This is a genomic window from Streptosporangium sp. NPDC006930 (assembly GCF_040635605.1).
Taxonomy (GTDB): domain Bacteria; phylum Actinomycetota; class Actinomycetes; order Streptosporangiales; family Streptosporangiaceae; genus Streptosporangium.
On the sequence record NZ_JBEYID010000004.1, the window covers coordinates 235,048 to 258,743 of the forward strand.

At 69.3% G+C, this 23,696-nt stretch carries 18 protein-coding genes and 1 riboswitch; of the genes, 5 read left to right on the forward strand and 13 right to left on the reverse strand.

All coding sequences use genetic code 11. The features are described from left to right. Positions 1-161 precede the first annotated feature (161 nt). Both ABZ664_RS09720 and trxA read left to right on the forward strand, forming a co-directional pair. On the forward strand, positions 162-2,543 hold the full coding sequence (locus tag ABZ664_RS09720) for an ExeM/NucH family extracellular endonuclease (protein WP_362505703.1): 2,382 nt from the start codon (positions 162-164) through the stop codon (positions 2,541-2,543). Between the two features lie 302 nt (positions 2,544-2,845). Further along, the gene (trxA, locus tag ABZ664_RS09725; protein WP_344748620.1) at positions 2,846-3,217 is read left to right on the forward strand and encodes a thioredoxin; all 372 of its coding nucleotides are present in this window, start codon (positions 2,846-2,848) and stop codon (positions 3,215-3,217) included. 92 nt (positions 3,218-3,309) lie between these two features. Here the strand turns inward: trxA and ABZ664_RS09730 are convergent, their stop codons facing one another. Both ABZ664_RS09730 and ABZ664_RS09735 read right to left on the reverse strand, forming a co-directional pair. Then, positions 3,310-4,641: a class II 3-deoxy-7-phosphoheptulonate synthase gene (locus ABZ664_RS09730; protein ID WP_362505707.1), complete on the reverse strand. Its 1,332-nt coding sequence runs from the start codon at positions 4,639-4,641 to the stop codon at positions 3,310-3,312. 65 nt (positions 4,642-4,706) lie between these two features. After that, on the reverse strand, positions 4,707-5,924 hold the full coding sequence (locus tag ABZ664_RS09735) for an FAD-dependent oxidoreductase (protein ID WP_362505710.1): 1,218 nt from the start codon (positions 5,922-5,924) through the stop codon (positions 4,707-4,709). Positions 5,925-6,143: 219 nt separating this feature from the next. Between ABZ664_RS09735 and ABZ664_RS09740 the strand changes: the two genes are divergently transcribed. Continuing rightward, complete coding sequence (locus tag ABZ664_RS09740; RefSeq protein WP_362505716.1) at positions 6,144-6,551, forward strand: YkvA family protein; 408 nt, start codon at positions 6,144-6,146, stop codon at positions 6,549-6,551. 66 nt (positions 6,552-6,617) lie between these two features. On the opposite strand, the gene ABZ664_RS09745 is transcribed toward ABZ664_RS09740, so the two are convergent. The 7 genes from ABZ664_RS09745 to ABZ664_RS09775 all read right to left on the reverse strand — a co-directional run bounded on the left by ABZ664_RS09745 (position 6,618) and on the right by ABZ664_RS09775 (position 14,610). Further along, entirely contained in the window at positions 6,618-7,607 is a 990-nt protein-coding gene (locus ABZ664_RS09745; RefSeq protein WP_362505719.1) for a phosphotransferase, read from the reverse strand. 103 nt (positions 7,608-7,710) lie between these two features. Beyond that, the gene (locus tag ABZ664_RS09750) at positions 7,711-8,718 is read right to left on the reverse strand and encodes a LacI family DNA-binding transcriptional regulator (RefSeq protein ID WP_362505722.1); all 1,008 of its coding nucleotides are present in this window, start codon (positions 8,716-8,718) and stop codon (positions 7,711-7,713) included. 34 nt (positions 8,719-8,752) lie between these two features. Continuing rightward, the gene (locus tag ABZ664_RS09755) at positions 8,753-10,138 is read right to left on the reverse strand and encodes a GH1 family beta-glucosidase (RefSeq protein WP_362506321.1); all 1,386 of its coding nucleotides are present in this window, start codon (positions 10,136-10,138) and stop codon (positions 8,753-8,755) included. A gap of 35 nt (positions 10,139-10,173) precedes the next feature. Beyond that, positions 10,174-10,980, reverse strand: a complete 807-nt coding sequence (locus ABZ664_RS09760) for a carbohydrate ABC transporter permease (RefSeq protein ID WP_362505725.1) — start codon at positions 10,978-10,980, stop codon at positions 10,174-10,176. A 92-nt stretch (positions 10,981-11,072) separates the two neighbouring features. Further along, complete coding sequence (locus tag ABZ664_RS09765) at positions 11,073-12,050, reverse strand: sugar ABC transporter permease (RefSeq protein WP_362505728.1); 978 nt, start codon at positions 12,048-12,050, stop codon at positions 11,073-11,075. 83 nt (positions 12,051-12,133) lie between these two features. Next, entirely contained in the window at positions 12,134-13,483 is a 1,350-nt protein-coding gene (locus tag ABZ664_RS09770; protein WP_362505731.1) for an extracellular solute-binding protein, read from the reverse strand. Between the two features lie 431 nt (positions 13,484-13,914). Then, positions 13,915-14,610, reverse strand: coding sequence for a CHAP domain-containing protein (locus tag ABZ664_RS09775; protein ID WP_362505733.1), 696 nt, complete (start codon positions 14,608-14,610; stop codon positions 13,915-13,917). 18 nt (positions 14,611-14,628) lie between these two features. Next, a riboswitch (cyclic di-AMP (ydaO/yuaA leader) is annotated at positions 14,629-14,767 on the reverse strand. A gap of 698 nt (positions 14,768-15,465) precedes the next feature. Here ABZ664_RS09775 and ABZ664_RS09780 point away from each other — a divergent pair. Both ABZ664_RS09780 and ABZ664_RS09785 read left to right on the forward strand, forming a co-directional pair. Then, entirely contained in the window at positions 15,466-16,506 is a 1,041-nt protein-coding gene (locus ABZ664_RS09780) for a hypothetical protein (protein WP_362505736.1), read from the forward strand. 91 nt (positions 16,507-16,597) lie between these two features. Next, positions 16,598-17,806: a DUF6716 putative glycosyltransferase gene (locus tag ABZ664_RS09785; protein ID WP_362505739.1), complete on the forward strand. Its 1,209-nt coding sequence runs from the start codon at positions 16,598-16,600 to the stop codon at positions 17,804-17,806. A 121-nt stretch (positions 17,807-17,927) separates the two neighbouring features. Here the strand turns inward: ABZ664_RS09785 and ABZ664_RS09790 are convergent, their stop codons facing one another. From ABZ664_RS09790 to ABZ664_RS09805, 4 genes are all read right to left on the reverse strand, one after another. After that, positions 17,928-19,217 carry a polysialyltransferase family glycosyltransferase gene (locus ABZ664_RS09790; protein WP_362505742.1) on the reverse strand — a complete coding sequence of 430 codons (1,290 nt, stop codon included), beginning with the start codon at positions 19,215-19,217 and terminating at the stop codon, positions 17,928-17,930. Next, a complete protein-coding gene (locus ABZ664_RS09795) occupies positions 19,217-20,143 on the reverse strand; it encodes a glycosyltransferase family 2 protein (protein ID WP_362505745.1) in 927 nt (308 codons plus the stop codon). Before ABZ664_RS09795 ends, ABZ664_RS09790 begins: the two co-directional genes overlap by 1 nt. Positions 20,144-20,367: 224 nt before the next feature. Further along, on the reverse strand, positions 20,368-22,425 hold the full coding sequence (locus ABZ664_RS09800) for an N-acetylneuraminate synthase family protein (protein WP_362505748.1): 2,058 nt from the start codon (positions 22,423-22,425) through the stop codon (positions 20,368-20,370). A gap of 170 nt (positions 22,426-22,595) precedes the next feature. Further along, positions 22,596-23,558: an alpha/beta hydrolase family protein gene (locus ABZ664_RS09805; RefSeq protein WP_362505751.1), complete on the reverse strand. Its 963-nt coding sequence runs from the start codon at positions 23,556-23,558 to the stop codon at positions 22,596-22,598. Between the last annotated feature and the right edge of the window lie 138 nt (positions 23,559-23,696).

Here is a 23,696-nt window from a genome sequence, read left to right on the forward strand (position 1 = left end):
TTCCAGTGATACCCGCGAACGCCGGGACAAGCGACTTCTAGGTCAAGGAAAGCCATATCTGACCGGGTCGGATAGACATGAAGTGTCAATATTCGTGATTTCACTATCTATCCACTTATATGTGAGTGATAAGCAATGCATGGAGCCTTACGCTCCGGTTCATGCGTGCTTCAACCCGGGCGTTCGCCGCCCTCGTGGCCGCCTGCCTCGCCACCGGCGGCGTCGCGGCCCTCGCCTCATCCCCGGCCCTGGCGGAACCGGGCACCGTTGTCATCAGCCAGGTCTACGGCGGTGGCGGCAACGCCGGAGCACCGCTCGCCAACGACTACGTCGAGCTGTTCAACCGCAGCGCCGCGCCCGTCGCCCTGGACGGCTGGTCCGTCCAGTACGCGAGCGCCACCGGTACGGGAAACTTCGGCGCCAACCCGGTCGTCCCCCTGGCGGGCACCCTCGCGCCCGGCCAGTACCACCTGGTCCAGCTGGCCGGAGGCGCCAACGGCTCCCCGCTGCCCGCCGCGGACACCACAGGAACGATCAACCTGAGCGGCTCCGCGGGCAAGGTGGCCCTGGTCCGCTCGGCCACGGGCCTGGCGTGCAACGGCGGCTCCGCTCCCTGCTCGCCGGAGCAGACGACACTCATCGCCGACCTGATCGGGTACGGCGGCGCCAACTACTTCGAGGGCACCGCCGCCCCCGCCCTCGCGGTCGCCCTGGCGGGCCTGCGCAAGGACCACGGCTGCGCCGACACCGACGTCAACGGTGACGACGTGGAGACAGGAGACCCGGCGCCGCGCAACCGGGCGACCACCCCCGCGCCCTGCGGCGACGTCGAGCCGACCCCCACCCCCACGCCGACCCCGACGGTGGAGCCCACGCCGACCCCCACCCCGACTCCCACGCCGCCGGGGGAGCCGTGCGAGATTCCGGTCACCCACCAGATCGCCCAGGTGCAGGGGAGCGGTGACGTCAGCCCGCTGGCCGGCCAGACCGTCCGCGTCGAGGGCGTCGTGACCGCCGATCTCCAGAAGAGCACGCAGCTCAGCGGCTTCTTCCTGCAGGACCCGACCCCCGACTCCGACCCGGCCACCTCCGAGGGGCTGTTCGCCTTCGCCCGCGACTCCTTCAAGGACGTCAAGGTCGGCGACCGCGTCCTGGTCACCGGCAGGGTCATAGAGTTCAACGGCTGGACCGAGCTGTCGCCGGTCACCGCGGTGGACGTCTGCGGAAAGGGCACCATCACCCCTGTCAGGCAGAAGCTGCCGCTCGCCGAGGGCGCCACCTTCGAGCCCGTCGAGAGCATGCTCGTCACCTTCCCCGAGCTGCTCACCGTCAACGACCACTACAACCTGGGCCGCTACGGCGAGGTCACCGTCGCCTCCGGGGGGCGCGTGTTCCAGCCGACCGACAGGGCGGGGGTGGACGCCGCCAAGAACGCGCGGCGCACCCTGCTGCTGGACGACGGCTCCACGGTGGAGAACCCGCCGACGATCCCCTACACCGACCCGCGCACCGTCCGCCTTGGTGACACCGCGCTCGGCGTCACCGGCGTGATGGGGTACGGCTTCGGCAAGTACCGCCTCCAGCCGACGAAGCAGGTCAACTTCCTGCGGACCAACCCGCGCCTGCCCGCACCGTTCCCGGTCGTCGGCAACGTCAAGGTGGCCAGCCTCAACACGCTCAACTGGTTCACCACCCTCGGCTCGCGCGGTGCGAGCAACGCCCCCGAGCAGCAGCGCCAGCTGACCAAGCTGGTCGCCGCGCTGAAGGGCATGAACGCCGACGTCGTCGGCCTCATGGAGGTCCAGAACAACGGCCAGACCGCGGTGCAGGCCCTGGTCGACGCGCTCAACGCCGAGGTCGGCGCGGGCACCTACGCGGCGATCACCCACCCCTACCCCGGCACCGACGTGATCCATGTGACCGCCATCTACAAGCCGGGCAAGGTCGAGCCGGTGGGGGCCGCGCGCTCCTCCACCGACCCGGTCTTCCGCAGGCCCCCGCTGATCCAGACCTTCCGCAGGGTCCAGGGCGGCCAGTCCTTCACCGTGCTGGTCAACCACTTCAAGTCCAAGGGCTGCGACGCGCAGGCCGTGGGCCCCGACGCCGACCAGGGTGACGGGCAGAGCTGCTACAACGGCGAGCGCATCCGCCAGGCGCAGGCGACGCTGGGCCTGATCAACAGCCTGAACCTGACCAACCCGCTCGTCCTCGGTGACCTCAACGCCTACGGCGAGGAGGACCCGATCGACACCCTGGAGGCGGCGGGTCTGACCAGCGTGACCAAGAGGTTCGTCCCGGCGCCGCTGCGCTACAGCTACCTCTTCGACGGACTGGTCGGCGAGCTGGACCACGCCCTGGTCGGCAAGGACCTGCTCAAGCGCGTGACCAGCGCGACGATCTGGCACATCAACGCCGACGAGAGCCGGATCCTCGACTACAACACCGAGTTCAACCCGCCGAGCCTCTACCAGCCCGACGCGTTCCGCTCCTCCGACCACGACCCCGTGATCATCGGACTGACGCTGACCGGTGGAAAGCGCTGATCACGACCACGAGACATTGACGCGAGACCTCCGCGGGGCGGCCCCGCGGAGGTCTCGCCGTATGGCCGGGCCCGGATCGTCCCGGCCGGCGAGGGGCGTGGGGGCGGCCCTCGCCCTCGCCCTCGCCCTCGTCCTCGGCTTCCGGTTCCGGTTCCGGTGGACAGGAGACGCCCGATGCGATGCGCGACGCCGGACGGCGAGCCGTGTGAGGAGCATGCCCGGCGGGATGGCGGGATGGAATGCGCGGGGAGGGGAAGTGGTTATGCCAGCCATACAGACGTGAACGACAGAAGGAGCCACCGGTGGCCACCATCGAGGTAACCGAGAAGAACTTCAACGACATCGCCGACGAGGGGATCGTCCTGCTGGACTTCTGGGCGGCCTGGTGCGGACCGTGCCGCACCTTCGGGCCGATTTTCGAGAAGTCGTCGGCGAAGCACACCGACATCAAGTTCGGCAAGATCGACACTGAGGCCGAGCAGGCGCTCGCGCAGGGGTTCGAGATCACCTCGATTCCGACGATCATGGCCATTCGTGATGGCATCGTCGTCTTCGCCCAGCCGGGCGCGCTGCCCGAGCCCGCCCTTGAGGACCTCATCGGCCAGGTTCGCGCGCTCGACATGGACGCGATCCGCGCCGAGCTCGCCAACGAGCTGGGCGCGCAGAAGGGCTGATGCCCGGCTCCCGATCACGTGAAAAGCCCCGCGCCACCGGAGGAAGACCGATGGAGCGGGGCTTTCACGTGATCGAGAGTCGGTCGGTGAGATCAGACCGAACGGTAGAGCTCGGCCACCCTGAAGGCGAGGTCAAGTGACTGGCCGCGGTTGAGGCGCGGGTCGCAGGCCGTCTCGTAGCGCCTGGCGAGGTCGTTCTCGACGATCTCGGCGCCGCCGCCCACGCACTCGGTGACGTCGTCGCCGGTGAACTCGATGTGGACGCCGCCCGGGTGGGTGCCGAGCGCGCGGTGCACCTCGAAGAAGCCCGCCACCTCGTTCAGGACGTCGTCCAGACGGCGGGTCTTGTGGCCGCTGGGCGCCTCGAAGGTGTTGCCGTGCATGGGGTCGCAGATCCACGCCACCTGGGCGCCGCTCGCGGTCACCTTCTCCACCAGCTCGGGGAGGTGCTCGCGGATCTTCGACGCGCCCATCCGGGTGATGAAGGTGAGCCGTCCGGCCTCGTTGTCGGGGTTGAGCTTCTCGATCAGCGCGAGGGCGTCCTCGGAGCTGGTCGTCGGGCCGAGCTTGACGCCGATCGGGTTGCGGATGCTGGCGAAGAACTCCAGGTGGGCGCCGTCGAGCTGGCGGGTGCGCTCGCCGATCCAGACCATGTGCGCCGAGACGTCGTACGGCCGGCCGGTCCGCGAGTCGATCCGGGTGAGCGCCTGATCGTAGTCGAGGATCAGCGCCTCGTGCGAGGAGTAGAACTCGACGGTGTGGAACTCCTCGGGCTCCGCCCCGCAGGCGCGCATGAAGGCGAGCGCCTGGTCGATCTCACGGGCGAGCTGCTCGTAGCGCTTGCCGGCCGGGGACTCGATCACGAAGTCCTGGTTCCAGGCGTGCACCTGGCGCAGGTCGGCGTAACCGCCCTTGGTGAAGGCGCGGACCAGGTTGAGCGTCACCGCCGAGGAGTGGTACGCCCGCAGCAGCCGCCAGGGGTCGGGAACGCGGGACTCGGGGGTGAACTCGAAGCCGTTGACCATGTCGCCCCGGTAGGCGGGCAGCTCGACACCGTCACGGATCTCGGTGTTCTTCGAGCGCGGCTTGGCGAACTGCCCGGCCATCCGGCCGATCTTCACCACGGGGACCTTCGCCGCGTAGGTCAGCACGATGGCCATCTGGAGCAGTGTCTTGAGCTTGTTGCGCACGTCGTCGGCGGTGGCGCCGCCGAAGGTCTCGGCGCAGTCTCCGCCCTGGAGGACGAAGGCCTCTCCCCGCGCCACCGCCGCGAGGTCGGCCTTGAGGTTGTCGCACTCGCCCGCGAAGACGAGGGGCGGGAGGCCCTTCAGCTCGGTGACGACCTTCTCCAGCTCGCCACGGTCGGGCCACTCGGGCTGCTGCGCCGCGGGCAGCCGCCGCCAGGATTCGAGGTTGATGCTCACGACATACCAGGCTATTGCAACCGGGTGTTAGAACAGACCCGATCGTCCACCCAGTGAGAAGGACTTTATACCTGGTGAGATTCCGTGGGGCTGGAAACATGCTCCTGAAGGACGCCGAACCCGACAAAACGCCTGGCCAGGAAGCCGATGAGCGGAAGGCGGGAGATGTCGCGCGGTAGCCGCACCGGCCGGCCGCGCCCGCTCAGCGTCGGGCGGATCAGCCGGCTCTGGACGACGCGCTGGGCGAACTGAGTGATCATGGTGGGCGGGGTGCGCCGCCGCTGGACCCTGGCGAGCAGGGATTCGGGGATCTCGGCCCCGGAGGCGAGCGGCCCGGCCAGCAGGTTGGCGGCGGCGACTGCGTCCTGTACGGCGAGGTTGATGCCGACGCCGAAGATCGGCGACATGGCGTGCGCGGCGTCGCCGATGACCAGCAGGCCGGGGCGGTGCCAGCGGCGCAGCCGGTTGAGCGCGACCGAGAGCACGCTGACCTCCCCGAAGTCCCGCAGCCGCCCGACCCGGTCGTCGAGGAAGGGCAGGAGTCTGGCGACCGGCCCGCGCAGCGCCTCGATCCCCTCCGAGCGCAGGGTTTCGAAGCCGCCCTTTTCGATCAGGTAGGCGAGCTGCCAGTAGGTCTCACGGTTGATCGACACCATCATGTGGCCGTTGGAGAGCCGCAGGAACGTCTTGTCGGGATCGGAGGGCTCGCGCGGCAGCCGGAACCAGACCACGTCCATGGGGGCGCTGTGCTCAACGGGAACGAGCCCGGCGGCCCGGCGTACGTCGGAGTGGCGGCCGTCGGCGGCCACGGTGAGGGTCGCGCGCAGTTCGTGCTCGCCCGAGGGGTCTCGGTAGCGGACCCCGCGCACCGCGTCGCCCTCGCGGATCACCCCGTACACCTCGGCCTCCATGACGAGGCGGAAGTTCGGGTAGCGCCCGGCGGCGGTGGTGAGCAGGTCGAGGAACTCCCACTGCGGGACAAAGGCGATGTATTGATATTTGCCTTTGAGTCGCCTCAGATTGGCGATTGGCACCGTGGCGTCGTCGGTGTGGATCTCCATCCCGTACGCCTTGCGGTGCGGCAGCCGGTGGAACTGCTCGGCCAGCCCCAGCTCGTCGAGGATCTGGAGGGTCGAGGGGTGGATGGTGTCGCCCCTGAAGTCCCGCAGGAAGTCCTCGTGTTTCTCCAGGAGCGTCACCTCGACGCCTGCCCTCGCCAGCAGCAGCGCCAGCATCGCCCCCGCCGGGCCGCCCCCGGCGATCACGCATGTGTTTCTCCGCATAATTCATCACCTAGTGAAATTCTGACACAGGACCCGGGGGAAGGAAAGCAGGTTGGGGGGCGATAGTGGTGATCAAAGCTTTTCGCCTCGGACCGTCTTCCCGAGGGCGCGTATCCTGACCTCCGGTCTGGCCATGCCCGTTCCGCTGCCACGGAACCGTCGATGTGAAGGGCGTTCGCGGGCGGTGAGAACCGGTGAGAACGAGGAAGGCGAGGGAAGGTGGCCGAGGTCTGGAAGGTGGCTGCGGCGATCGCGGGGGGCCTGCTGATGCTCTGGCTCACCCTCGCCGTCTTCCTGGTGATCGCGCGCCCCAGAGGCGGCGCCCTGGGCGAGGCGTTGCGCCTGCTGCCCGATCTGCTCCGCCTGGTCACCAGGCTCGCGCGCGACGACGGCCTGCCTCGCGGGGTGCGGGTCCGGCTGTGGCTGCTGCTGGGCTACCTGGCACTGCCCATCGACCTGATCCCCGACTTCATCCCGGTGCTCGGCTACGCCGACGACGCGATCGTCGTCGCCTTCGTCCTGCGGTCGGTCGTCAGACGTGCGGGTCCCGACGCGCTGGCAGGACACTGGCCCGGTACGCCCGAAGGGCTCGCCGTCGTTCGGCGCCTCGTCGGAGAGCCGGGATAGTCGCGAGTCGCGCCTCCCGCACCGGTGGACGGCGACGAGCGGCTCAGGTCATCTGAGCGACGCGGGTCACGGCGCCGCCGAGAGCTTGTCGAGGGCTTCGAGCACGTCGGCGGCGCAGCGGTCCCGCAGAGGGGCGTACTCCTTCTCCGGATACTGGCGGGGGCCGTTCTCGATCAGGATCATCAGCGCCAGATAGAGGCGGTAGAGGACCATCCGGGTACGGGCGGGGCCGGTGAACTCCACGACGCCGCCCGCGTCGCGGTATCCGGCGACGATCGGATCGGACTCCTCCAGCTCGCCGAAGATCGTCGGGGCGACGAAGTCGGCGAGCGGGTCACCCCAGAAGGCCCGCTCGTGGTCGATGATCGCCTGGATGCGCGGTGTCTCGTCGCGGGTCAGGAAGACGTTGCCCGACCCCAGGTCGAAGTGGACGAGGCAGGGGGTCACGACCTCCTCCAACGCGCTCGCGCCTGCCTCGATCGCCGCCGCGATCTCGGACACCGGCCTCGGCAGCGGGGTGGCGTAGCGGCCCGCGTCGGCCAGGATCGCATCGGTCATCACCAGGAACGCCTCCCGCCACGTGCCGCCGGTCAGACCCGCGTACGGGTAGCCGTAGACGTCGCCGGTGATCGCGTGCAGCCTGGCCAGGTGGCCGCCGAGCTCCCTGCGCAGGGCCCGCCGGTCGGCCTTCGCCGGTTTCGCCTGGCTCCACGGCACCCCGTCGAGGGCGGACAGGACCAGGTAGTCGCCGCCCAGCACCGGATCGTCGAACCCGGCGCGCAGCAGCTCGGGGACCGGAATTCCCGCCTGAGCGGCCAGACCGTAGACCGTGGCCTCGGTACGCAACAGGTTGCGCTCGTAGCGCAGCTGCTCCAGCTCTGGTGGCGGTGACAGTTTCAGTACCACCTCCCGCCCGTCCAGCAGGGTGAGCCGCCACACGGCGTTGGCGAAGCCGCCGGTGAGCTCGGTGGCGGAGGAGAGGCCGCCCCCCAGGGCCCGCCGCGCCAGCGCGTCGAGCTGGGCGAGCGTGAGCGGGCGTTTCGTTCTGCTGTCCATGTCCTACCTCGTCCTGCCTCGGCGCGGCTGGGGAACGGTGGTGCGGCCTGGACGTGGCGCGCCGGGCAGGGGAGGAAGGTGGGCGCCGGCCTTTGAGGGCAGGTCAGGCGGAGTCGCGCTCGATCAGGTGGGTGTCCAGTATGACCACCGGCTGCTCCAACTGCTCGCCGTTGATGCGGGCGACGAGCAGATGGGCCATCTGCCGGCCCATCGACTCGGTGGGCTGGTGCACGGTGGTCAAAGCGGGCGAGGAGTGCGCCCCCGCGGGGGAGTCGTCGAAGCCGATCACCGCCACGTCATCGGGAATCGACTTTCCCGCCTCGCGCAGCACACGCATCGCGCCCAGCGCCATCGGATCGGAGGCGGTGAAGACGGCGTCGAGGTCCTGGTGTTCGGCGAGGAGCCTGTGCATCGCGGCCATGCCGCTCTCCTCGCTGAAGTCGCCGTACGTCACCATCTCGCTCACGCCGGTCGCGATCAGCGCGTCGCGGTAGCCCGCGAGCCGGTCGACGCCCACCCCCATGTCCTGGGTGCCCGCGATGGTGGCGATCCGGCGGCGGCCCTTGCTCAGCAGGTATTTGACCGCCTGCCTGGCCCCGGCCCGGTTGTCGACGTCGACGTAGCTGTAGGGGGTGAGGCCGACCGGCCGACCGCCGATGACGGTCGGCACGCCCATCGCCTCCAGCCGCCCCGGCAGCGGGTCGGCGCCGTGCAGAGAGATCAGCAGCACCCCGTCGACGTGCTGCCCGGTCAGATAGTGCTCCAGCCGCTCGTGCTCCTGCGCCGACTGCGCCATCGCGAGGATCAGTTGCAGGCCGGTCTCCGACAGGGCCGAGCCGATGCCGCGGATGGTCCCGGCGAAGTACGGCTCGTCGAAGACCCTCAGTTCCGACTCCGAGACGACCAGTGCCACGGTGTCGGTGCGCCGGGTGACCAGCGCGCGGGCCGCCCGGTTGGGCACGTAGCCCAACTCCTGGATCGCCCGCAGCACGGCGTCGCGAGCCCTCTCGCTCACTTTCGGCGAGCCGTTGATGACCCGCGACACCGTGCCCCGGCCGACACCTGCCAGGGCCGCGACCGCCTCAAGCGTCGGACGACGGTCGCCGTTCATGTGATTGTGCCCCCAGTGATGAATTTCCGGGCCCCTATTCTGCCGGACCGCTCAGGCCTCCACGCCTGATGGTCCCGGCATACCAGAGAGCGCTCTCTTTGGGAACTCTAATCTGGGTCTCATAATCGACGTGTACCAGCCCGAACCGCTTGCCGTACCCCCACGCCCACTCGAAGTTGTCCATCAGCGACCAGGCGAAGTAGCCCTCCAGCGGGATCCCGGCCTCGATGGCGGCGTGGCAGGTGCGCAGGTGGGCGTCGAAGTAGTCGACCCGGTCGCGGTCGTGGACGACCCCGTCGGGGCCCACGACGTCGTCGAAGGCCGCGCCGTTCTCGGAGATGATCAGGGGGACGCGCGGGTACTCGGTGGTCAGCCGGTGCAGGATCTCCAGCAGCCCCGACTGGTCGATCTCCCAGCCCATGGCCGTCACGGGCCGCCCGCCCTCGACGAACGACACGTGCTCGCTACCGACCCAGGGCGACCCGCTGTCGGTGGGCGCCGCCGCGGCCGACGCGGCGCCGCCGGGGGTTCCCGAGACGGTGAAGCGGCTGTAGTAGTTGATCAGCAGCTTGTCCAGCGGCGTTGAGATGATCTCCATGTCCCCGTCGTGGACGAGCCCTTCGGGCCGGCCGAGGTCCTCCAGGACGTCGTCGGGGTACTCGCCCTTGAGCAGGGCGTCCAGGAAGAAACGGTTCTGCAGCCCGTCGATGCGGCGGGCGGCGTCCTGGTCGGCCTCCGAGGAGGTCTGGGGCGAGATCGCGTACAGGTTGACGCAGCCGCCGATCATGCTCTCGGGCCGCTGGGCACGGATCGCCTGCGCGGCCAGGCCGTGCGCGAGCAGGAGGTGGTGGGCGGCGTACACGGCCTTTTCCGGCTCACGCCGGCCGGGGGCGTGCTCTCCCGAGGCGTACCCGAGGTACGCCGAGCACCAGGGCTCGTTGACCGTGCTCCAGTTGCGGACCCGGTCGCTCAGCGCGTCGTGCACGGCCACCGCGTAGTCGGCGAAGCGCTTCGACGTGTCCCGTGCGGGCCAGCCGCCCGCGTCTTCCAGGGGCTGGGGCAGGTCCCAGTGGTAGAGCGTCACCCACGGGTCGACGCCCCGGGAGAGGAGTTCGTCGACCAGGCGGCTGTAGAAGTCGATGCCCGCGGGGTTGACGGCCCCGCGCCCCTCGGGCTGGATCCGGGGCCAGGAGACGGAGAACCGATACGCGCTGAGGCCGAGTTCGGCCATCATCCGCACGTCGTCCCGGTAGCGGTTGTAATGGTCGATGGCGATGTCGGCGTGCTCGCCGTTCACCACCTTTCCCGGCTGCTTGACGAAGGTGTCCCAGATGGAGCGGCCTCGGCCGCCCTCCGAGACAGCGCCCTCGATCTGGTAGGCGGAGGTGGCCGCACCCCAGACGAAGTTCGTCGGAAACATTAGATCCGGGCTCTTGATCCGCGTCTCTTGCGTGGTCACGCCTTGACCGCACCTTCCATGAGTCCGCCGACGATCTGGCGGCCGAACGCGATGAAAACGATGAACAGCGGCAGGACCGATGCCGCGGTGCCGGTGAACAGCATCACGTAGTCGGTTCCGTGGGCCTGGTTGAGCGCCGCGATCGAGGTCTGGACCACCGGGTTGTCCGGGTTCAGCACGATCAACGGCCACATGAACTCGTTCCAGGTCTGCATGAAGACCAGGAGCGTGAGCACCGCCATACCCGGCCGGAGCGCCGGGAGGATGACGTTGAGATAGATGCGCATGGTGGAGGCGCCGTCGACACGGGCCGCCTCGACCAGTTCGTCCGGCACCGCCTGGGTGGCGTACTGGGTCATCATGAAGACCCCGAAGCCGTTGACCAGGAAGGGCAGGATCACCGCCTTCAGCTGACCGGTCCAGCCGAGCGTGACCATGAGCTCGTACAGCGGCACGACGCCCATCTGCTGGAGCGGGACCATCATCGTCACCAGGATCAGGCCCAGCAGGATCTTGCTGCCCTTGAAGCGCAGTTTCGCGAAGGCGAAGCCGGCGAGGGTGGAGATCAGCACGACCGAGACCGTCACGGTGACCGAGACGATGGCCGAGTTGATCAGGCCGGTCATGAAGTAGGCGTCCTCGGTGGACAGCAGTCGCGCGATGTTCTCACCGAGGTGGCCGCCGGGGAACAGCGGCGGGGGTACGTCGATGGCCTCCTCGTTGGTCCGGGTGGCCATGATGAACATGTAGTAGATGGGGAACGCCGACAGCACGAGGGCGAAGGCCAGGACGACCTTCGTCATCGGGCCCGCGTCCCAGATGCGGTTTCGCGCGGCCGACTGGCCCGAGGGGCGTCGGGAGTGCTGCGCGGGGGGCCGCCGGAGCTGGGTGGCCGTCACTTGGAACCCCCGATACGGCGGGTGAAGGAGTAGTTGATGAGTGTCCCGATGAGGATCAGTGCGAACAGCAGCCACGAGGCCGCGGCGGCGTAGCCGAAGTCGAAGTCGCGGAACGCCTCCTTGACGATGAACATCGCCACGGTCTGGTACTGGCCGGTGGCGCCGCCGCTCATCGTCGGGTTGCCGTCGAACATGACCGGCTCGGTGAACAGCGTCAGGCCGCCGATGGTGGAGATGAAGACGACGAAGATGATCGTCGGACGGAGCATCGGGATGGTGATCTGCCAGAACTGCCGCCTGGGCGTGGCACCGTCGATGGCGGCGGCCTCGTAGAGGTCCTTGGGGATGGTCTGCATGGCGGCGAGCAGGATGATCGAGTTGTAGCCGGTCCAGCGCCAGTCGATCATCGTGGAGATCGCGATCCACGCGGACCACTTCTCGTTCTGCCAGTTGATCGCGTCGACCCCGAAGAAGCTCAGGAACCAGTTGATCATGCCGTAGTCGCGCCCGTAGAGCTGGGTGAAGACGACGGCGACGGCGACGACGGAGGTGATCAGCGGCAGCAGTACGCCGAGGCGGAAGAAGAGCCGTCCTCGGATGCGCTTGTTGAGCGCGTTGGCCAGCAGGAGGGCCAGGACGAGCTGCGGGATCGTCGACATGACGAACATGCCGAGGGTGTTGATCACCGCGTTCCAGAAGGCCTCGTCGGTGATCAGCTCGATGTAGTTGTCGAGGCCGACGAGGGTCTTGTCTCCGGCGAGCTCCCAGTCGTGCAGGGAGACCCAGAGGGTGTAGCCGAGGGGGAAGACGCCGAAGATCGCGAAAAGCAGGAAGTACGGGGATACGAGGAAGTAGGGGGTCGCCCGGAGGTCGAAGCGGGACCACCCACCGCCCTGCTTCGGTCCGCGGCGCCCGCCGGACCGGCGAGGGCTGGGCCGTGGCGGCGCGGCCGGGGAGTCGACGTGCAGTGTCATCGGTCAGAGCCTTTCAGCGGGGGCAGGCGACCGGCCCGGCTGCGGGATCGCCGCAGCCGGGCCGATGCGGGTCGGTACGGGGATCAGCCCGCTGCCTTGACGCCGGCCTCAAGGAACTTGGTCCAGGCCTGGTCGTAGGGGACCGAGCCCTGGTCCATGCCCTCAAGCACCTTCTCCACCGCGGTCTTGACCTGGGCGTGCTTCTCGCCGAGGAACACGGGCAGCAGGTCCTTGACCGAGGCGCCGAAGATCTGACCGGTCGGCGCGTCGTTGAAGAACGGGTTCTTCAGGTCGGCGACCGCCGGGTCCTGCTGGGCGGGGATGGAGCTCGGGAAGGCCGCGGCCTCCTGGAAGGCCATGACGTGGCCCTCCTTGCCGGTGAGGTAGTTCAGGACCTCGGCGGCCTCCTTGGGGTGCTTGCTCTGCTTGGGAATCGCGAGGTAGGAGCCACCCCAGTTGCCCGCGCCGCCGGGCACGGACGCGACGTCCCACTTGCCCTTGTTGTCGTCACCGGCCGCACCGGAGACCACGCCGAGCATCCAGGCCGGGCAGCCCATGGTCGCGAAGGCGCCCTTCTTGATCGCGGCGTTCCACGGCGGGGTGAACGAGGCCAGCTTGGCGGTCAGGCCCGCCTCGCTGAAGTCCTTCACCGTGTCGAAGGAGGTCTTGATGGCCGGGTTGCTCTCGATGATGAGCTGGTTGCTCTTGTCGAAGTAGGCGACGTTGCCGTTCTTCGGCGCCTCCTGCGACAGGATCACGTTGTAGAGCGTGTTCGGGCCGTCGAGGAACTTGGGGTCGGTCTTGCCGGGGTTGGCGGCCTTGAACTTCTCGCCGATCGCCTTGAAGGCGTTCCAGTCCGGCCAGAGCTTGCCGACCTCCTCGCGGTCGGTGGGCAGGCCCGCCTTCTCGAACAGGTCCTTGCGGTAGCACATGGTCATGCCACCGATGTCGGTGCCCAGCGCGAAGAGCTTGTTGTCGGCGTTGATGCCGTTGTCCCACTTCGCTGCGGGGAAGTCGGCCTTACGGCTGTCCAGCCCGTACTCGGCAAGGTCGGTGAAGAACTGCGGGCGGGCCTTCATGAGACCCATCGCGCCCTCGTCCAGGGCGATGATGTCGGCCGCGCCACTGTTGGCCTGCAGGCGCTGGAGCAGCTGCGGAAGATAGACGTCCTCGAAACGGTCGGTCAGGTTCTGGTACTTGACCTGGATGTTCGGGTTCGCCGCGTTCCACGTCTCCACGGCCTTGTCGTAGCCGAAGTTCTCACCGCCGCCGAAGGTGTGCACGGTGATGGTTACCGGCTCGGCCGGGGCGGAGGAACCGCCCTCCGCGGCGGGTGCCGCCGGCTCGCTGGAGCTGCATGACGTGATGGCCAGGGCGGTGGCCGCCATGACCGCGACGGCGGCGAGCTTGCCGTGTCGCTTGTTGTTCAACATTCCGGACCCCTCTCAGGTGGTCGCCCGAATTTCATTGGGAGGCGACATCGCGGACCGGTCCCCGACAAACGCGGTCGTCGCGACGAGATCGTTCCTCAATGTGCTTTTGGGAGCGCTCCCACGAAGAGTGGACGATAGGCAACCAGGACGTCAATATGCCGAAACTCAACCGTTACATCCGGTCGCTTTAGGTGGGACTTTTGGTATGAAAAATGTACATACCTCCCACAAGGGTGATTGGGAGCGCTCCCACCTCACGGGCATACCAGTTGGGGCATTTCGTGGTCGCGCGGGGCTCGCGGGAAGAGCGGAGGGGGCAAGATGGAACGCCGTCAGGGGCACCGCTCGTTCGAGCGGTGCCCCTGGAAGCGTGAGGGCCGCACGCGTTCACCGGCGAGGGGGCCGGGCGGCGGCCAGGGGTCGGCTGGGAGTCAGTCCGAGTAGACCGGGTAGCCGTAACCGACGATCTGGGAGACGGGCCTGACACGCTCCTCGACGACACCGTTGCCGGTGTTACCCTCGATCGTGGTGATCGTGCCGTTCCCGTTGTCCTTCTTCACGAAACCGACGTGGTCGATGCCCTCGATGCTCTTGCCGCCGGCCCAGTCGAAGTAGACGACGGCGCCGGGGGTGGGGGTGGTGCCCCAGTGTCCGTTGTTCTTGAACCACTTGGCGTGGGTGACGGTGTAGGCGTCCCAGCCCATCGTGGGGCGGATGCCGGCCGTCTCGCCGACCCAGGAGACGAACATCGCGCACCAGGGGGCGTTGGCGTACTCGTACACGCTCTTGCCGCCGTCGCGGGCCATGGTCTCCATGGCGCGGGGGCTCGACATGTACCAGGAGTGGAACTTGGTTCCGCCGCCCCGGGAGTTCTCGCGGACGCCGATCTGCTTGGAGGCGATGTCAAGGACCTGGGCGGCCGAGACCTTGGGGAGGCCTTCGGCCACGACCTGCAGGGGGGTCTTCGCGGCACTGGTGCCCTGCGCGCGGGTGTCGGCGGGCGGTGCGTTCACGACACTGTGACTGTCGGCCAGGGCCGCGCCGGTGGTGCCGGTCGCCAGAACGGCGCAGGCGCCCAGGATGGCGCAGGCGGCGCGGGGGGTGGAGGTGAGGCGATGCTTGGTCATGTGGGGGTTCGGCTCCTTGCTTCGCTTCCATACCGCCTACCGGGTTAGCTGACGGGTTCGGGCTGGGAAGTGCCCTACGACGCATGAGTGCGTTGATTCACCCCAGGAACGTGGTTCCCCGGTTCCGCAGACTTCGCGGATTCGGCGGCCGTGCTCACCGATGGCGGAGGGTTCCGCCGGGTGGAGCACGGTCGGGCAATGTGACGGCAATGCACAGACCTGTATAGACCTAGACAATTGCCATGAACAGGACGAACGTACGACAACAGGGCAGACGATTACAAGTAGGACACATTGCTCTGACTTGGTAATACGTCCCAAATGAGGGGGTACAGCAGGGGGCCGCCGGGCGGGGGAAAGGAAGTCGATCATGTCCCTCCGACGTCGGGCGCGTCTTCCCGCGGGGATGGGGAGGGTGTCCGGGATCCCCCGTGTTCACGGCGATTCGGGCTTACCGGGCCCGCCCGCGAAGCGTCGGCCGGGGCGTGCTATCGCGCGAGGAGGAAGGCCTCCATCGAAGATCTTGTGCTCGCCATATTTTCGAACAAATATTCGATAGTAAAAAGTATGCGGACGGTAGGGGTTCTCCCATGAAAGGGCCGGAGAGCGCACGCGGGATCCGTCGGCTCGCGACCATGCCCGGAGGTCCTCCCAACCTCCAGAGGGCTGCGGTTCGAGTTCGGGGCCGACGCCTCCCCGCCCGACGACCTGGTCGACGGACATCCGGTCGTATCCGACCTCGGACGGCGGCCACGGAAAGGCGGAGGCCGGAAAGATCATCTGCAGTCGCGCGTGGTCGGCTGTTCATCCGCAGTTCCCTGCTCCTTAAGGCCACCGGGTTAGGTTGTGCCAGTCGTGAACGGGTCATCGCCCGGCGTGGAGGACGGTCGAGACCACGCGCGGGAGCAGGATTCGGCCATCGCCTGGGTGGAATCCCCGCTGCAGATGCTCTGCGCGGTGGAGGCCCACCACGCCGGGCTGCTCGGCGTACGCAGCCATCTCGTCCCCCGGGCGAAACTCCGCCCGCTGGCCGTGACAGGCCGCGAACTCGGCCGCCTCACCCTGCCGAGAGGGCTTGAGCTCACCCCGGCACGCCCGGACATGCCCCGGCCTCGCCGGGGTGAGACCTGGGCGGTGGGTGACGCCTTCTCCGGCAAGGTCCAGTTCCGCTGGCTCACCGCGTCCCCCGGCCGGATCGTGATCGTCGACGACGGGCTCGCCACCATCAGGCTCCTGGAACTGCTCACCGGCAGAGCGGGAACGCCCCTGCTGAGGGCGAGGGGGAAGGCGGGAGGGCTCAGGACCGTCCTCGCCACGGCGGCCGGGCTCAGGCTGCGCGCCGCCGCCCGTGCGGGGCGGTTGTCGATCTTCACCGCGCTGCCGGTGCCCTCCGACCTGGCGAAGGCCGTACGTGCCAGGGGAGTCGAGCTGGTCACCCACGACTTCGCCTGGCTGCGATCCCAGCCGCTGCGAAGGCCCCGTCCCGCCGAGCGCACCGTCGTCCTCGGCACCTCGCTGGTCCGCAACGGCCTGATCCACCGCGAACGCTACTTCGGCTGGCTGGCCGGGCTCGGATCGGCCGAGCCGGTGGCCTACTTCCCGCACCGCCGCGAGGACCCCGGCGACCTGGCCCGGGTCGGGGAACAGCCGGGAATCACCGTCTACGACGGCGGGATCCCCGCCGAGATGACCCTGCGCGGCCTGGCCGCCGAGCAGCGGGTGCTGAGCCTGCCGTCCACCGCGGTCACCTCCCTGCGGGTCCTGCTCTCGGCCCGGGGAGTCGCCGTGGAGACGGTGGACGTTCCCGACGAGTGGTGGACGGCCGAGGCGGCGCCGTCACTGCGCTCCCACCTGTCGAGGTTCGCCCATCACGACACGGGCGTCACCGGGTCATGACCCGACGGCCGAGGCCGGGCGGGCTCGCCGCTCGCGCTACGCACACCGTGCCCGCACACGAAACCGGGGGATTCCCCGTCGGAGGTTCTCTTTGAAGGTCCTGGCCGTGGCCGACTCCGACTCCTACCTGAAGTGGGCGGCCTGCCTGCTGCGGGACCTGCCCGCGGGCTGTGAGTCGGAACTGGCGGTCGTCCGCACCCCCATCACTCCGTCGCCGGCGCAGATCCACGCCGCCGTGGCCGGTTCGGCGGCAGACCCGCCGGTGCTGTCGGCCCGCGCGCTGCGCCGGGCCGCCGAGCGATTCAGGCCCGACGTGGTGCTCGTCGCCTGTACGGGACCCGTGGTGGACGTGCTGACCGCAGACGTGCTGACCGGGCTGCGGTTCCGGCCGGTGTTCGTCTCGGGGCTGCCGGGCATCTCCGTCCCCGCCACCGAGAAGGCGTGGCTGTTTCGCAGTGGATGCGACCTGTTAGTGCTGCACAGCGGCCGGGAGATCGAGGAGTTCTCCGAGATCGGCGTCAGGCTGGGCGGGGGCGGCCAGATCGGGCTGGCCAGGTTGCCGTTCCTGCGCGGTGACGCGGAGATCGCCGCCACCGGGCCGCGCGACCGGGTGGTGTTCGCCACCCAGGCCAAGGTGCCCAAACGCAGGGAGGAGCGCGAACGCGTCCTGCTCGCCCTGGCCGAGCTGGCCGGAAGGCGGCCCGACCTGGACGTCGTCGTCAAGCTCCGGGCCCTGGACACCGAGCGTCAGACCCACAACGAGCGCTACCACTACCAGCGCCTGTGGCAGTCGCTCGCCGAGGAGGGCCGGGTGCGTGCCGGGGCCGTGCGCTTCGCGGTGGGACCCATGCACGAGCACCTGGCCCACGCGGCCGGCTTCGTCACCGTCAGTTCGACCGCCGCGCTGGAGGCGATCGCCCAGAAGGTACCGCTCCTGGTGCTGTCGGACTTCGGGGTCGGCGCCGAGATGATCAACCTGGTCTTCGAGGACAGCGGCCTGCTCGGCACCCTCGACGACCTCTCCGCCGGGCGCTTCCTGCACCCGGACGACGCCTGGTGCAAGGTCAACTACTTCCACCCCGGTGGCGAGAGCGACTGGGTGTCGCGGATGGTCTCCCTGGTCGGAAGGGCCCGCTCCGGGCGCCTCGTCCCGGCGAAGTCCCTGCTCGAAGGTCCCGAGTACGCCGCCGCCCGCCGCCGCGCCCGCATGCGCGTGGAGGTGCCGCCGAACATGCTGCGCGTCGGCTACCGCGCCAAGCGCCGGATGCGCCGCTATCTCAAGGGGTTCGGCCGGATCTAGAGCGCCGGTCGAACAAGGACCGGGTGATGTCCGGCCATCGGGTAAAACCACAGGTCGCAACGGATCGGCCTGGCCGCATCCGATGTCGATCAACGCTCTGCGCGGTTACCCGACCGGCTCTCTAGGGGAGCGCCTTCGACAGGCGGTCGCGGAGCCTGCCCAGCGGGCTCCGCTCCCTGGGGGCGGCGGCAGGGGGAGCGGTGATCAGATCCAGGGAGCCGAGGCGCCGGCGTTTGAAGTAGCGGGCGGGGCCGTGCGCCTCCAGGTAGGCGGCGGCGCTCTCGCGCAGCCCCGGATACACCTCGGCCCGCATGCAGTAGCCGACCGCGCTCACCAGGGCGGGAAGATCCACCGGCGGCGGTTCCTCCAGCGAGCCGTCCGCCGACAGGCGCGGCAGCAGGGCGTCGGCGATGGTGGCCGGGATCCGGTTGCTGTTCTCGTACGGGGTGAGACGATCCAGGACCGATTCGACGCCCGACGTCGCCACCGGGAGCCCGAAGTACCGGCTCGCGGTGATCAGGGCGGTGGAGAAGCAGCCGACCACGAGCTCGGGCCTCAGCGCGGCGAAGCACGACTCGGCGGGTACGGTCTCCGCCACCACGTCGAGCTCGACGCCCAGCTCGGCGGCCGTCTCGCGCAGTCGCTGGGCGTGCCTGCGCCCGGCGGCCGGGTGGGGCTTGAACAGCACGCTGCGAAACCCCCGGGCGACGAGGCCGCCCAGCATGTCGGCGTGCAGTCGCGCCTCCTCCTCGGGGGTGAGGATGCCGAGGGCGGACAGGTACTGCCCGAGAATCATCGCCCGCCCCGAACGCGCGTCCCCGGCCTCCCCGCCGACCTTCCCGATCACGTCGAGGAAGGCCCGGCCGGGAAGGGACTCGGCGGGAACCCCGTACTCCGACAGCAGCAACGGCGTGAGGCCGGGTACCAGGTCGAGGTGGAGCAGGCGCGTGATCCGCCCGGAGATCTCCAACGGCAGCGGGTCGCGGGTCGGGCCGTAGCTCATCAGGCCGTCGGAGTAGACCGTGATCGGACAGTCCCTGACCAGCCCTCCCAGGGTCCTGGCCGGGGGGACCGCGACGGACTCCAGGATCAGCTCGGCGGGACCGTCATCCAGGGACAGACGCGAGGCGACCATGCGGCTCAGCATCGGCACCTCGATGACGCGAGCCCTCCAGTCCGAGGGGTGCAGCGGGGCGATGATCTCGTTCCACGAGTGGAGTTCGTCGAAGTGCGGGCGCAGCGCGGCAAAACCGGCCGCCTCGTCCAGGGGCGGGGTGATCTCCGGGATGGCCGCGTTGTTGGACACCAGCAGGATCCGGCGCCCTTCGCGGGGACCGAAGCGGCCGTCGTCGATCGCCGTCGCCAGTGTCATCGCGCCGAACAGGGTCGAGGCGTAGAACAGCTGCGTCATCAGCCCTCCAGGAGTCTGCGCAGGACCTGGTCACGTTCTGGATCCAGGCGGATCTCGGCGAGCAGATCCGAGGGGAGGCGCCTCAGGGCCGCGGCGCCACGCTCCTCGAAGCGGGCGCGCAGCTCGGGGGAGAACCGCTCGCCCGTCTCCAGGTGGTGGGCGAGAAGCGCGAGGAACATCCGCGCCGCCTTGGGGGTGAACTCCTCCTCCAGGCCCGCGAAGACCAGGTCGAAGGCGTCGAAGAAGTGCAGCTGCCTCGCGTCGCCGATCTGGGTCAGCGAGCCCGCCACCATCCGCCGGTAGAACAGCCCGGCCAGCGACACCACCGCGAAAGAAGCCGCCTCACGGTGCAGCCGCCAGATCCACGGCCTGTCCTCGGCGGTGTGCAGGTGCCCTGGGAAGGTCAGCAGCTCGCCGAGGTCGCGGCGGTAGATCCCCGCCCACGCGTACGGGTAGTCGACCATGGTCTTCGACCCGGCGGGCAGGATGTGGTCGCGCGGCTTCACCACCACCTCCCGGGTGGCGAGCGGCGCCCGGTGGACCGTCCGTTTCCTGCCCTCCACCTGGACGTGGTCGACCCGGACGAAGTCGCAGCCGAGCCGCTCGATCGCCCCGACCAGGCTCTCCAGGTATCCGGGCGCGAGCCAGTCGTCGCCGTCCATGAAGGTCAGATAGCGGCCGGAGGCCAGCGAGACCCCGAGGTTGCGTGCGTCGGCCAGCCCGGCCGGCGCCTCGTTGCGCAGCACGACCAGCCCCGGCAGGTCGTCGCGGAAGTCCTCGATGATCTGCCCGGTCGCGTCCGCGGAGCCGTCGTCCACCACGATGAACTCGAAGTCCCTGCGCGCGTTCCTGGTCAGCGAGGTCAGCGCGTCACCGATGTAGCCCTCCGCGTCCCGCACCGGAACCACCACCGACAACTTGATCAACTTAACCCTCCCATCCCCACCTCAACCACCCCAACAACCCCCTCACTCCCTCCCAACGGACCCCCCTCACCTCCCCCCTGACGGGACTACCCGTGAGGCCGCGCCGGCGACTGGACCGAGGAGAGGGAGGTCGCGAGGAACGAGCGATCTTCCTCGACGAGGGAAGGAGTCGGGTAAGAGCGGCCTCACCGCGACGCGTTAGCGTCGCCATGTAGCAGCGCCATTTACACCTTGACTCGCCGCAGCCGCGACTTGGGAGCCTCCTCGCCGGGGAAGACGCGCTTGACGCCGTCGCCCAGGGCGGTCTCGATGATCCGGATGTCGCGGACCAGGTGCTCCAGCCCGGCCGGTTCCAGGGAGGCGGCGTGGTCGGAGCCCCACATGGTGCGGTCGAGCGTGATGTGCCGTTCCACGGTCACCGCGCCCAGGGTCACCGCCGCGAGCGAGATCTGCAGGCCGCGCTCGTGGCCCGAGTAGCCGACCGGCACGCCGTACCGCTCCTGGAGGGTGATGATCGTGCGGAGGTTGGCCTCCTCGGGAGGCAGGGGGTAGGTGGAGGTGGCGTGCATCAGGACCAGCTTGGAGGTGCCGATGATCTCCACCGCCCGGTCGATCTCCTCCAGCGTGGACATGCCGGTGGACAGGATGATCGGCTTGCCGGTCGCGGCGAGCGCGCGGAGCAGTTCCAGGTCGGTCACGCTCGCCGAGGCGACCTTGTGGGTGACCACGTTCATGGACTCCAGGAACTCCACCGACGGCACGTCCCACGGCGAGGCGAACCAGTGCAGCCCGCGCTCCTGGCAGTACTTGGCGATCTGGGTGTACTCGTCCAGGCCGAACTCGGTCCTGATCTTGTACTCCATGTAGGTCATCTCGCCCCAGGGCGTCTGCCGGATCTGGTCGCGCTGCTCAAGCGGCACGCAGATCTCCGGCGTGCGCTTCTGGAACTTGACCGCCTGGCAGCCCGCCTCGGCCGCCACGTCGATGAGCCTGCGCGCGATGTCCAGGTCGCCGTTGTGGTTGATGCCGATCTCGCCGATCACGTAGACCGGCTGCCCGGTGCCGACCAGCGCGTCGCCGATCTGGACGGGCCTGGCGGTCGGGGCGAGCCGCAGCTCGGCGCGCGGCGCGGGGGCGACGGCGACCTCGTCCACCGGGCGGGCCGCGAGGACGCGGTCACACAGCTCCCGTACGGCCCCGGCGCCTCCTGGCCTGGTCAGCACGGTCCTGGCGGCGGCGCGGACCTTGGGGTGGGCGTCGGGGACCGTGACGGGCCAGCCGACGTCGCTCATCGGGCCCAGGTCGTTGACGTCGTTGCCGACGTACGCGACGCGGGCCGGGTCGATCCCCTCGATGGCGAGCCAGTCGCGCAGCACGGTCCGCTTGTCGGTGAGGCCCTGCAGCACGGGCACGCCCAGCTTGCGGGCACGGGCCGCGACCACCGGGTTGTGCTCGGTGGACATGATCATCAGCTTGACGCCCGAGCGGCGCAGCAGCGAGATGCCCATGCCGTCGGAGCGGCTCACCGTGACCATCTCGCGGCCGTCCTGGTCGACGTAGGCGCGGTCGTCGGTGTGCACGCCGTCGAAGTCGGTGATCACCGCGTCCACGTCGATCGGCTCGGGCTCGTCGACGAAGGGGGCGAGCGCCCGTACGATCTCCAGGTCCTCGGGGGTGTCGATCTCGATGGCGTGGCGCGAGGGCACCTGCTGCACGGCGACGGAACCGAAGAAGCGGTGGCCGTGTTCGCGCAGGCCCTCGGTGCGCATCACGTAGAACGCGCCGGTCTCGCGGAAGTGCGGCTCGCGATCCTGGCGGCGGGGGCGGTAGGACGGGTCGTGGTTCACACCCGCGCCGGCGGCGTCCCAGAGGAACTCGTGGGTCTCCAGCCCGGAGAACACCACGTCGGCGCTGCCGTCCAGGACCTTGGCGATCGCGCCGTCCAGGTCGGCGGGGTCGATGAACGCGCTGGTGCACTGCACCAGGATGACCACGTCGGGGACGTCGGGGACGTGGTCGAGCGCGTGGAGCACAGCGGACTCGCTGGAGGCGGTCGAGCCGCTCAGTTCTCCCGGCCTGTCGATCACGGTCGCGCCCGCGGCGCGGGCGACTTCGGCGATTCCCTCGTGATCGGTGCTGACCACGACCTCGTCGACCAACTCGGCGCGCACGCAGGCTCGTACCGCACGGGCGACCAGGGGAGTGCCGCCTACCGCGGCCAGGTTCTTCAGGGGGACCCCCACCGAACCTCCACGGGCGGGGACAACGGCCAGGACTCGCAAGGTGGCTCCTCATGACATACGGCGAACGCCCCTGAGCTGGGGTGTCATAGGAACCTAGCCACGGGGATGGACCGGAAAGGGGTGTCTGAGCTGAACGTCCAAAGTCGCCAGTCTTAACTTTCCGCGCCGCCGGGAGACCCAGCCGGGAGCGGAGGCCGCCGCGTGGATTCTCAGGCCGCCGCGCCGATGGAGCTCATGAGCATGGGAAGCGAGCGTTCGAGGCCGCGGCGCCAGTAGGGCCAGGAGTGGGTACCGGGGCCGTAGAAGTCGACCGCCACATCGACGCCGTTCGCCTTGGCCCGCTCGACGAAGGTCACGGCCTGGAGGAACAGGGAGGCCTCGCCCTCGTCGCGCGCCTCGGAGACGTCGTCCAGCGGGCCAGGGGCGCCGTCGCCACTGGAGACGAAGAGCCGTACCCCGCGCAGCGCGCCGGTGAGGTCGGCCGGGTTGTGGGCGGCCCACTCCGGATCCCGAGGGGGACCCCAGAGCTTCACGGATTTCTCGTCGTACTGCCCGAGCAGCCAGTCGACGCCGCCGTTGCCGTCGCGGGTGTGCAGCACCCCGGAGAAGGAGGCCGCGGCCTGGAACATGCCGGGGTGGCGGGCCGCGTACGACATCGCCCCGAACCCGCCCATGGACAGCCCCGCCACCGCCCGCCGGTCTCCGGCGCCGTAGTCGCGCTCCAGGATGGTCCGTACCTCGGTGAGGTGGAAGGTCTCCCAGCCGGGGCCCTCGCGCCAGTCGGAGTAGAAGCCGACGGTGCCTCCCTCGGGGACGACCACGAGTGCGCGGTAGCCGGAGGTGAGCTCCGCGGCGCCGCCCTTGGTGATCCAGGTGTCGTAGCCGGACTGGCAGCAGCCGTTCAGCAGATACAGCACCGGCCACGGACCCGAGCCCGGCGCCCACCCCTCGGGCAGCAGGACCCTCACCCTGCCCTCGCGGCCGAGCGCGGCGGAGGTGACGGTGAGCTCGTGGTCGCGCTCGCCCACCTTCTTCACCGCGACGGCGGAGGCTCGGGTGTCCTCTTTGCCGTACGTGCCTGTCGAGGACGGTGGCAGCAGTGCGAGCAGCACCGCCCCGACCGCGACGGCGGCCAGCAGGAGCACTCCCAGACGTACAGCGGTGCGGTTCACGCCGCCAATCCTGCCGCCTCCCGCTGATCGCGTGAAGCCTACTTGCCGTACCGGGCCCGAAGCGGTGTCCTCTCGCGGAGGCGCTGGAGCTCATGGTCGATGTGGCTCGGCTGATCCGGATCATCCGTTCGTATCGAT